Here is a 9136-nt window from a genome sequence, read left to right as displayed (position 1 = left end):
AGTTGCCGTCCGGCAGTGCCGGGGAATTCATCAACGACATGAGCGGGCTGATCGACAACCTGCTGGCCACCTTCCCGGCAGTGTTCGAGCACCCGTCGTACCAGCAGAAGAAGGGTGCCATCGACCGCGCCTTCAACCAGCGTTACGACCGCGCCCTGGATGTGATCGAGCGCGCTTCGCTGGAGAAGGACGTGGCCTTGTACCGCGATGCCAGCAACGTGGCCTTCACCCCGATGGCCGAGGGCAAGGCGCTGGATGAGGCCGAGTTCGCCCAGTTGCCCGAAGCGGTGCGCGAGCAGTTCCACGATGACATCGCCATGCTCGAGGAGCGGCTGAACGAAGAGCTGGCCAGCCTGCCGCAGTGGAAGCGCGAGTCGAACAACCAGCTGCGTCAGCTCAACGAAGAAACCATTACCCTGGCCCTGCAACCTTTGCTGGCGCCGCTGTCGGAAAAGTACGCGGAAAACGCGGCGGTCTGCGCCTACCTGCAATCGGTGCAGCTGAACCTGCTGCGCACCGTGGTCGAGCAACTGGTCGACGACAGCAAGACCGACGCGGTCGCACGCAAACTGCTCGAAGAGCAGTACGCCCCAAGCCTGGTAGTCGGCCACCACGCCGACGGCGGGGCGCCGGTGGTGTTCGAGCCGCACCCGACCTACGACAACCTGTTCGGCCGCATCGAATACAGCACCGACCAGGGCGCGCTTTACACCTCGTACCGCCAGCTGCGCCCGGGCGCATTGCACCGTGCCAATGGCGGATTCCTGATTCTCGAAGCCGAGAAAATGCTCGGCGAGCCATTCGTGTGGGACGCCCTCAAGCGCGCCCTGCAGTCGCGCAAGCTGAAAATGGAGTCGCCCATTGGCGAACTGGGCCGCGTGGCCTCGGTCAGCCTGACACCGCAGATGATTCCGCTGAACGTGAAGCTGATCATCATCGGCTCGCGCCAGCTGTACTACGCGTTGCAGGACCATGACTCGGACTTCCAGGAGATGTTCCGGGTGCTGGTGGACTTCGACGAAGACATGCCCATGGTCGACGAGAACCTGGAGCAGTTCGCCCAACTGTTGCGCACCCGTACCAACGAAGAGGGCATGGCGCCGCTGACCAGCGACGCAGTGGCGCGCCTGGCCACCTACAGCGCCCGCCTGGCAGAGAACCAGTCGCGCCTTTCGGCGCGTATCGGCGACCTTTTCCAGCTGGTCAGCGAGGCCGATTTCATCCGCCAGCTGGCCAGTGACGAAATGACCGACTCCGGCCACATCGAACGGGCGCTCAAGGCCAAGGCCACCCGCACCGGGCGTGTATCGCAACGGGTGCTGGACGACATGCTGGCCGGGATCATCCTGATCGACACCGAAGGCGCGGCCATCGGCAAGTGCAACGGGCTGACGGTGCTGGAAGTAGGCGACTCCGCGTTCGGCATGCCGGCGCGGATCTCCGCCACCGTCTACCCGGGCGGCAGCGGCATCGTCGACATCGAGCGCGAGGTCAACCTCGGCCAGCCAATTCACTCCAAGGGGGTGATGATCCTGACCGGCTACATGGGCAGCCGCTATGCCCAGGAATTCCCGCTGGCGATTTCCGCGAGCATCGCCCTGGAGCAGTCCTACGGCTACGTGGACGGCGACAGCGCCTCGCTGGGTGAAGCCTGCACCCTGATCTCGGCGTTGTCGCGTACGCCGCTCAAGCAATGCTTCGCCATCACAGGTTCCATCAACCAGTTCGGTGAAGTGCAGGCAGTGGGTGGGGTCAACGAGAAGATCGAGGGCTTCTTCCGCCTGTGCGATGCGCGTGGCCTGACCGGCGAGCAAGGGGTGATCATTCCGCGGGCCAACGTGGCCACGCTGATGCTCGACGAGCGTGTGCTGCAGGCGGTGGAGAATGGGATGTTCCACGTCTACGCCGTCAGCCAGGCCGATGAGGCACTGAGCCTGTTGGTGGGCGAGGAAGCCGGTGTGCCGGATGAAAAGGGCCAGTTCACCGAGGGCAGCGTCAACGCCCGGGTGGTGGAGCGCCTGCGCGAAATTGCCGAAATGATCGGTGAGGAAGAAATCGAAAGGGCGGAAAAGGAACGCCTGGAAGAGGTGATTGCCCAGGCCAAGCCGGCCTGAGTCAATAAACCGGCGCTAGCGGCGATGTGCTACCGTTCAGCGCCGGTTTTCCAACTTTCTGCGCGGCTATTCTATGCTGGAACTTAGGACAGTATCAGCGTTCAGGATGGAGACAGCCTGAGTTTTTCGGGCTGAACAAGGCTCTATGGAGGGGACGCGGCCATGCGCAACCTCAGCCTCACACGCCAGTGCCTGGGCCTGGTGACCCGCATCGAATGCAGCATTCGCCCGCTGGCCGGGGACAACGGCATGTGGACCTTGCTGTTCGCCGCCGGCATGGCCGGTGAACAACCTTCCGCGATCAAGGCCCAGGGCCCGTTCCATGGGCCGATGGTGGCCGAATCGGTGCTCAATGCCATTGTCGACAGCCTGACCCTGCATGGGTATCAGGTGGCCGAAGACCCGCAAATCTGGTGTCTGCATCTGCAGGCGCAATTACGGCGGATCAATGGCGAGCGCTGTCGCAACCTTGGGGATTACCAGTTTCATCCTGAGACCTGAACGACTGCCGGGGCTGCCGGGCAGCCCCAACACCGGGCTTTTGCTGTAACAGGTGGCTGGCTATACTCGCCGTCGCTTTTTTAGTCACCTGACGAGTCCCGAACTTCATGGAACGTATTCTCGAAAATGCGATGTATGCCTCGCGCTGGCTGCTCGCACCTATCTACTTTGGCCTGTCCCTCGGCCTGCTGGCCCTGGCGCTGAAATTCTTCCAGGAAGTGGTCCACGTCCTGCCCAATGTCTTTGCCCTGAGCGAGGCGGACCTGATCCTGGTGATCCTGTCGCTGATCGACATGTCGCTGGTGGGCGGCCTGCTGGTGATGGTGATGATTTCCGGCTACGAGAACTTCGTCTCGCAACTGGACATCGACGACAGCAAGGAAAAGCTCAACTGGCTGGGCAAGATGGACTCTTCGTCGCTGAAGATGAAGGTGGCCGCATCGATCGTGGCGATTTCGTCCATTCACCTGCTGCGGGTGTTCATGGATGCGCAGAACATCTCTACCGATTACCTGATGTGGTACGTGATCATCCACATGACCTTCGTGGTGTCGGCGTTCTGCATGGGTTACCTGGACAAGCTGACCAAGCACTGAGCCTGGTCGAAGCTGACACCGCCCGTCCGTTGCAAAACGGACGGGCGGTGTCGTTTCTGGCTTGTGCTTTTGCTCTGCCTGTACAAAAAATGAGCTCTCATGCACGGTTCCCACGCGAGGTGCTCTCATGAACCTGCAGAAGCTCAATGCCGAGGCCAGGGCTGGCCATGTCGACGAACTGAACCTGATCGCCATCGAAGGCGGTGACTACCTGCTCGAGGCCCGGGTAAAAGGCCACGCGCATCCCTTGTCCGATGCCCGTGGGGAACGCCTGCGCGTGCACTCGGTGGAGGAAGCCCGCAAGTTGCTGCAAACCATCCCGTTGGTCTCGATGCACCTGGTCCACTGGTCGGTCCAGGACGAAATGTGCGGCATGGGTTCGCACCCTGAAGAAGACCTGAAGGTGCCGATTTCCCAGCGCTCGGCCTGGTAGCTGCTCGCCGCGCCCCAGTGTGCTAGGCTGCTCGCCCTTTTCATCAAGGGCGCGGCTGCACTGCGCCCTGCAGTGGAGCACGACCATGTCCGAACTCAACCTGTCCACCGACGAAACCCGCGTAAGCTACGGCATCGGCCGCCAGCTGGGCGGCCAGCTGCGCGACAACCCGCCACCGGGCGTTAGCCTGGATGCCATCCTGGCCGGCCTGACCGACGCCTTCAATGGCGCCGACAGCCGCGTCAGCGAAGCCGACCTGTCGGCCAGCTTCAAGGTCATCCGCGACATCATGCAGGCCGAAGCTGCCGCCAAGGCCGAAGCCGCCGCTGGCGCTGGCAAGGAATTCCTGGCTGAAAACGCCAAGCGTGACGGCATCACCACCCTGGCTTCGGGCCTGCAGTTCGAAGTGCTGACCGCTGGCGAAGGCGCCAAGCCGACCCGCGAAGACAACGTGCGCACGCACTACCACGGCACCCTGATCGACGGCACCGTGTTCGACAGCTCCTACGAGCGTGGCCAGCCGGCTGAATTCCCGGTCGGTGGCGTGATTGCTGGCTGGACCGAAGCCCTGCAGCTGATGAACGCTGGCAGCAAATGGCGCCTGTACGTGCCGAGCGAGCTGGCTTACGGCGCCCAAGGCGTTGGCAGCATCCCGCCGCACAGCGTGCTGGTGTTCGACGTCGAGCTGCTCGACGTTCTGTAACACCGCTGGGGCCGCCTTGCGGCCCATTCGCCGGCAAGCCAGCTCCCACAGGCTGCGTTGTACTTGTGGGAGCTGACTTGCCGGCGATGAGGCCGGCCCTGGCAGCCTCAATTCCAGTCTGTTCCCCCAGGGCGCAATGCCCGTGCATAGCAGAACAGAAACAAATTCCGCACCAGCTCCTTGAGCACCCCCGGTTCACTCGAATTCAACCCGCTCATGTCCAGGTCGCCCTGGTCACGCAATTCGTCGAGCGCTTCTTCTTCAAGCACCGCGCACACTTCGCCGGTTTCCCGATGAAGAATGCGCAGGTAGGGGTGAGGGCGTTCCAGCCAGGCGTCGATCAGATAAGTCATGGCTATTCTCCTTGGATAGCAGTTCCAATGAGAATAATTCTTATTATCAAAATAGCAAGCGCCAATTGGCAGAATCTTGAGTAATCAGACTTTGCGTACGAACTCGGACTTCAGCTTCATGGCGCCGATGCCGTCGATTTTGCAATCGATGTCGTGGTCGCCGTCGCACAGGCGGATGTTCTTGACCTTGGTGCCGACCTTGACCACCAGGGACGAGCCTTTGACCTTGAGGTCCTTGATCACGGTGACGGTATCGCCGTCCTGCAGGATGTTGCCGACCGAGTCCTTCTTCACCACCTCATCGCTGGCCGCTTCGGCGTCGCCGCTGGCCGACCACTCGTGGGCGCATTCAGGGCAGATCAGCTGAGCGCCATCCTCATAGGTGTATTCGGAGTTGCATTTCGGGCAGGGCGGCAGAGTGCTCACTTCGGTTCCTCAAACAAACAGACAGGCGGTTAAAGGCCTGCATTGTAAAAGGTATTTTCCCAGAAGTGATTATGTCCGGACAAAAGCATTCGCGGGCTTGCCCGCTTCCACAGGGATAGCACTAACCTCAGCGGCGGTACTCATCCTGTGGGAGCGGGCAAGCCCGCGAAGAGGGCGACTCGCTCTATCAGTGAGTACGGGCTACGGCGAACTCGCTCAGTTCTACCAGCGCATCCCGGTATTCGCTGGCCGGCAGCACTTCCAGGCAGGCAATGGCACGCTTCACGTAATCGCGCGCCAGCTCTGCGGTGTACTGCAGCGCACCCGACTCTTCGACTGCCACGCGAATCTGCTCCAGGTCCTCCAGGCCACCCTTCTGGATGGCCTTGCGCACCAGCGCCGCCTGCTCGGCAGTACCTTCGCGCATGGTGTAGATCAGCGGCAGGGTAGGCTTGCCTTCGGCCAGGTCGTCACCGACGTTCTTGCCCAAGGTCTGCGAGTCACCCTTGTAGTCCAGCAGGTCGTCGACCAGCTGGAAGGCCACGCCCAGGTGGTCACCAAAGGTTCGCAGGGCCTCGCGCTGCTCTTCGCTCGCCCCGGCCAGCGCAGCGGCGCTGTGGGTCGAGGCTTCGAACAGCATGGCGGTCTTGCCGCGGATGACCTCCATGTAGACGTCCTCGGTGGTGCTGGCGTCGCGTACCCGCGACAGCTGCAGCACTTCACCCTCGGCAATCACGCGGGTGGCCTTGGACAGAATCTGCATGACCGGCATCGAGCCCAGTTCGACCATCATTTCGAACGAGCGCGAATAAAGGAAGTCGCCTACCAGTACGCTCGGCGCGTTGCCCCACAGGGCATTGGCGGTGGAGCGGCCACGGCGCATGCCGGACATGTCGACCACGTCGTCGTGCAGCAGGGTGGCGGTGTGCAGGAATTCGATGGTAGCGGCCAGCAGGCGCAGGTCGTCGCCCTCGCGGCCGAGCGCCTTGCCACACAGCAGTACCAGCAGGGGACGCAGGCGCTTGCCACCGGCGGACGTGATATAGTCGCCGATCTTCGATACCAGCGGCACGCGCGAGGTCAGCTGCTTCTTGATGATCTCGTCGACGGCGCTGAAGTCATCAGCCACCGCGCGGTAGAAGGTTTGGGGTTGCATCGGCTGCTCCAATAAGGTTGCGCGGCATGCTAGGTCGCGGGTCCCGGTGTGTCAAGGCGCGGTGCCTGCTGGCCGGGGGCGGTACTTGCAAGCAAAACCCGGGTTGCGTACAATCGCGCACCCTAACTTCCTGGGCAGCACCTGCCTTACGCAATTGCGCCGGGCCGTTCCAGCCCTGTGCAGCCATGCCAGCCAATACTCATCATATAAAGCGCTGGGTGAGCAGGATTATCGGAGAAATACCATGTCTTACGCAGTAATCGTTACCGGCGGCAAGCAGTACAAAGTCGCTGAAGGTGAATTCCTCAAGATCGAGAAGCTGGAAGTCGCCACTGGCGAATCCGTGACTTTCGATCGCGTTCTGCTGGTCGCCAACGGTGAAGAAGTCACCATCGGTGCTCCAGTGGTTGCTGGCGCTAAAGTAGTGGCCGAAGTCGTTTCGCAAGGCCGCCACGACAAGGTTCGCATCATCAAGTTCCGTCGTCGTAAGCACCACATGAAGCGCATGGGCCACCGCCAGTGGTTCACCGAGATCAAAATCACCGGCATCCAGGCTTAATCCCCTAGATCCCCTGAATTTATTTGGAGAATTGAACCATGGCTCACAAGAAGGCTGGTGGTAGTACTCGTAACGGTCGCGACTCAGAATCGAAACGCCTTGGCGTGAAGATGTATGGCGGCCAGGTTATCAAGCCGGGCAACATCATCGTCCGTCAGCGTGGCACCGAATTCCACGCCGGCTACGGCGTTGGCATGGGCAAGGATCACACCTTGTTCGCCAAGATCGAAGGCGTGATCAAGTTCGAGAAGAAAGGCGAGTTCATGCGCCGTTACGTGAGCATCGTCGCCGCTTAATTGCGACGTCGCTCCAGAAGCCCCGTCATGCGACGGGGCTTTTTCGTTTGTGTTGAGCCTCTTGCAAAGCTGTTTGTATGGGCTGCCGGCGTGGGTTTCTTCGGTCGTACGGGGCCGCCGCGCTCATTTTTGCAAGAGCCTCAGGTTTATCAGTATTCAACTCGTCGGAAGGCGAGAGGCGGTTTTTGAATGAAGTTTGTTGACGAAGTATCCATTCGGGTCAAGGCCGGTGACGGCGGCAACGGTTGCATGAGCTTCCGTCGCGAGAAATTCATCGAGAACGGTGGCCCCAACGGGGGTGACGGTGGCGACGGCGGTTCGGTGTACATGGTCGCTGACGAAAACCTCAACACCCTGGTCGACTATCGCTACACCCGTCACCACGAGGCCCAGCGTGGCTCCAACGGTGGCAGTACCGATTGCACCGGCAAGAAGGGTGAAGACCTGTTCCTGCGCGTGCCAGTCGGCACCACCGTGATCGACGCCTCGACCCAGGAAGTGATCGGTGACCTGATCACCCCTGGCCAGAAGCTGATGGTCGCCCAGGGCGGCTGGCACGGCCTGGGTAACACCCGTTTCAAGTCCAGCACCAACCGTGCACCGCGTCAGACCACCCCGGGCAAGCCTGGTGATCAGCGCGACCTGAAAATGGAAATGAAAGTGCTGGCCGACGTCGGTCTGCTGGGCCTGCCGAACGCCGGCAAGAGCACCTTCATCCGCTCGGTCTCGGCTGCCAAGCCGAAAGTGGCGGACTACCCGTTCACCACCCTGGTGCCCAACCTGGGCGTGGTCAGTGTCGACCGCTGGAAGAGCTTCGTCATCGCCGACATCCCCGGCCTGATCGAAGGCGCTTCCGAAGGCGCCGGCCTGGGCATCCGCTTCCTCAAGCACCTGGCGCGTACCCGCGTGCTGCTGCACCTGGTCGACATGGCGCCGCTGGACGAAAGCAGCCCGGCCGACGCCGCCGAAGTCATCGTCAACGAGCTGACCCAGTTCAGCCCGTCGCTGGCCGAGCGTGAGCGTTGGCTGGTGCTGAACAAGGCCGACATGGTCATGGACGACGAGCGTGACGAGCGGGTCAAGGAAGTGGTCGAGCGCCTGCAGTGGGAAGGCCCGGTCTACGTGATTTCGGCCATCTCCAAGCAGGGCACCGAGAAGCTCAGCCACGACCTGATGCGCTACCTCGAAGACCGCGCCGACCGCCTGGCCAACGACCCGGCCTACGCCGAAGAACTGGCCGACCTCGACCAGCGCATCGAAGACGAAGCCCGTGCCCAGCTGCAGGCCCTGGACGACGCCCGTACCCTGCGTCGCACCGGCGTCAAGAGCGTGCACGACATCGGCGACGATGACGCGTGGGACGATGATTTCGAGGACGACGAAGACGGCCCGGAAATCATTTACGTGCGCGACTGACCGGTTGCAGTACACTGAACGCCGCTCTCTGGAGCGGCGTTTTTGTATCTACGGTATCTACAGATTCGACATAGGTTGGAAGACGATGCGAAGCAAGGTGACGGGCGCCAGGCGCTGGGTCGTGAAGATTGGCAGTGCGCTGCTGACCGCCGATGGCAAAGGCCTCGACCGCGGTGCCATGGCCGTTTGGGTCGAGCAGATGGTCGCGCTGCGTGAGGCAGGCGTGGAGTTGGTACTGGTCTCCTCCGGGGCCGTGGCTGCCGGCATGAGCCAGCTGGGCTGGACCACGCGACCGAGTGCGATGAACGAGCTGCAGGCCGCTGCATCGCTCGGCCAGATGCGCCTGGTACAGGCCTGGGAGTCGAGCTTCGGCGAGCACGGCAAGCACACTGCGCAGATCCTGCTGACCCACGACGACCTGTCCGACCGCAAGCGTTACCTCAACGCCCGCAGCACCCTGCGCACCCTGGTCGACCTGGGTGTAGTGCCGGTGATCAACGAAAACGACACCGTGGTCACCGACGAAATCCGCTTCGGCGACAACGACACCCTGGCGGCGCTGGTGGCCAACCTGGTCGAAGCC

Annotated in this window: 12 protein-coding genes; 9 read left to right on the top strand and 3 right to left on the bottom strand. The window is 62.0% G+C overall.

Annotation, left to right across the window (positions count from 1 at the left end; translation table 11 throughout):
- The 5 genes from HP546_RS20780 to HP546_RS20760 all read left to right on the top strand — a co-directional run.
- The coding region (locus HP546_RS20780) for a Lon protease family protein (protein WP_172228951.1) at positions 1-2114 on the top strand (2114 nt) is incomplete at its 5' end.
- A 162-nt stretch (positions 2115-2276) separates the two neighbouring features.
- Positions 2277-2615: a hypothetical protein gene (locus HP546_RS20775; RefSeq protein ID WP_085673987.1), complete on the top strand. Its 339-nt coding sequence runs from the start codon at positions 2277-2279 to the stop codon at positions 2613-2615.
- Positions 2616-2722: 107 nt separating this feature from the next.
- The gene (locus HP546_RS20770; protein ID WP_016501546.1) at positions 2723-3211 is read left to right on the top strand and encodes a TIGR00645 family protein; all 489 of its coding nucleotides are present in this window, start codon (positions 2723-2725) and stop codon (positions 3209-3211) included.
- A gap of 127 nt (positions 3212-3338) precedes the next feature.
- Complete coding sequence (locus HP546_RS20765; RefSeq protein ID WP_172228949.1) at positions 3339-3644, top strand: DUF6482 family protein; 306 nt, start codon at positions 3339-3341, stop codon at positions 3642-3644.
- An 85-nt stretch (positions 3645-3729) separates the two neighbouring features.
- On the top strand, positions 3730-4347 hold the full coding sequence (locus HP546_RS20760; protein ID WP_172228947.1) for an FKBP-type peptidyl-prolyl cis-trans isomerase: 618 nt from the start codon (positions 3730-3732) through the stop codon (positions 4345-4347).
- 107 nt (positions 4348-4454) lie between these two features.
- Here the strand turns inward: HP546_RS20760 and HP546_RS20755 are convergent, their stop codons facing one another.
- From HP546_RS20755 to HP546_RS20745, 3 genes are all read right to left on the bottom strand, one after another.
- Positions 4455-4700 carry a hypothetical protein gene (locus tag HP546_RS20755; RefSeq protein WP_010951938.1) on the bottom strand — a complete coding sequence of 82 codons (246 nt, stop codon included), beginning with the start codon at positions 4698-4700 and terminating at the stop codon, positions 4455-4457.
- A gap of 84 nt (positions 4701-4784) precedes the next feature.
- Positions 4785-5126, bottom strand: coding sequence for a zinc ribbon domain-containing protein YjdM (locus HP546_RS20750; RefSeq protein WP_172228945.1), 342 nt, complete (start codon positions 5124-5126; stop codon positions 4785-4787).
- Positions 5127-5313: 187 nt separating this feature from the next.
- Complete coding sequence (locus HP546_RS20745) at positions 5314-6282, bottom strand: polyprenyl synthetase family protein (protein WP_172228943.1); 969 nt, start codon at positions 6280-6282, stop codon at positions 5314-5316.
- A 244-nt stretch (positions 6283-6526) separates the two neighbouring features.
- Between HP546_RS20745 and rplU the strand changes: the two genes are divergently transcribed.
- From rplU to proB, 4 genes are all read left to right on the top strand, one after another.
- Positions 6527-6841, top strand: coding sequence for a 50S ribosomal protein L21 (gene rplU, locus HP546_RS20740; RefSeq protein ID WP_003247466.1), 315 nt, complete (start codon positions 6527-6529; stop codon positions 6839-6841).
- A 38-nt stretch (positions 6842-6879) separates the two neighbouring features.
- Positions 6880-7137, top strand: coding sequence for a 50S ribosomal protein L27 (gene rpmA, locus HP546_RS20735; RefSeq protein ID WP_003247464.1), 258 nt, complete (start codon positions 6880-6882; stop codon positions 7135-7137).
- A 189-nt stretch (positions 7138-7326) separates the two neighbouring features.
- The gene (cgtA, locus tag HP546_RS20730) at positions 7327-8553 is read left to right on the top strand and encodes an Obg family GTPase CgtA (RefSeq protein ID WP_172228941.1); all 1227 of its coding nucleotides are present in this window, start codon (positions 7327-7329) and stop codon (positions 8551-8553) included.
- An 85-nt stretch (positions 8554-8638) separates the two neighbouring features.
- A partial coding sequence (gene proB / locus HP546_RS20725; RefSeq protein ID WP_172228929.1) for a glutamate 5-kinase occupies positions 8639-9136 on the top strand: 498 nt, incomplete at its 3' end.

This window comes from Pseudomonas sp. CM25 (genome assembly GCF_013179705.1).
In the GTDB taxonomy this organism is placed as follows: domain Bacteria; phylum Pseudomonadota; class Gammaproteobacteria; order Pseudomonadales; family Pseudomonadaceae; genus Aquipseudomonas.
This window is presented reverse-complemented; position numbering and strand designations above follow the sequence as displayed.

Excerpts from the sequence above, each read along its gene's own strand:
- HP546_RS20770 (WP_016501546.1), top strand. The coding sequence starts at position 2,723 with ATGGAACGTATTCTCGAAAATGCGATGTATGCCTCGCGCTGGCTGCTC.
- HP546_RS20760 (WP_172228947.1), top strand. The coding sequence starts at position 3,730 with ATGTCCGAACTCAACCTGTCCACCGACGAAACCCGCGTAAGCTACGGC.
- rpmA (WP_003247464.1), top strand. The coding sequence starts at position 6,880 with ATGGCTCACAAGAAGGCTGGTGGTAGTACTCGTAACGGTCGCGACTCA.
- HP546_RS20765 (WP_172228949.1), top strand. The coding sequence starts at position 3,339 with ATGAACCTGCAGAAGCTCAATGCCGAGGCCAGGGCTGGCCATGTCGAC.
- HP546_RS20755 (WP_010951938.1), bottom strand. The coding sequence starts at position 4,700 with ATGACTTATCTGATCGACGCCTGGCTGGAACGCCCTCACCCCTACCTG.
- HP546_RS20745 (WP_172228943.1), bottom strand. The coding sequence starts at position 6,282 with ATGCAACCCCAAACCTTCTACCGCGCGGTGGCTGATGACTTCAGCGCC.
- HP546_RS20775 (WP_085673987.1), top strand. The coding sequence starts at position 2,277 with ATGCGCAACCTCAGCCTCACACGCCAGTGCCTGGGCCTGGTGACCCGC.
- rplU (WP_003247466.1), top strand. The coding sequence starts at position 6,527 with ATGTCTTACGCAGTAATCGTTACCGGCGGCAAGCAGTACAAAGTCGCT.
- cgtA (WP_172228941.1), top strand. The coding sequence starts at position 7,327 with ATGAAGTTTGTTGACGAAGTATCCATTCGGGTCAAGGCCGGTGACGGC.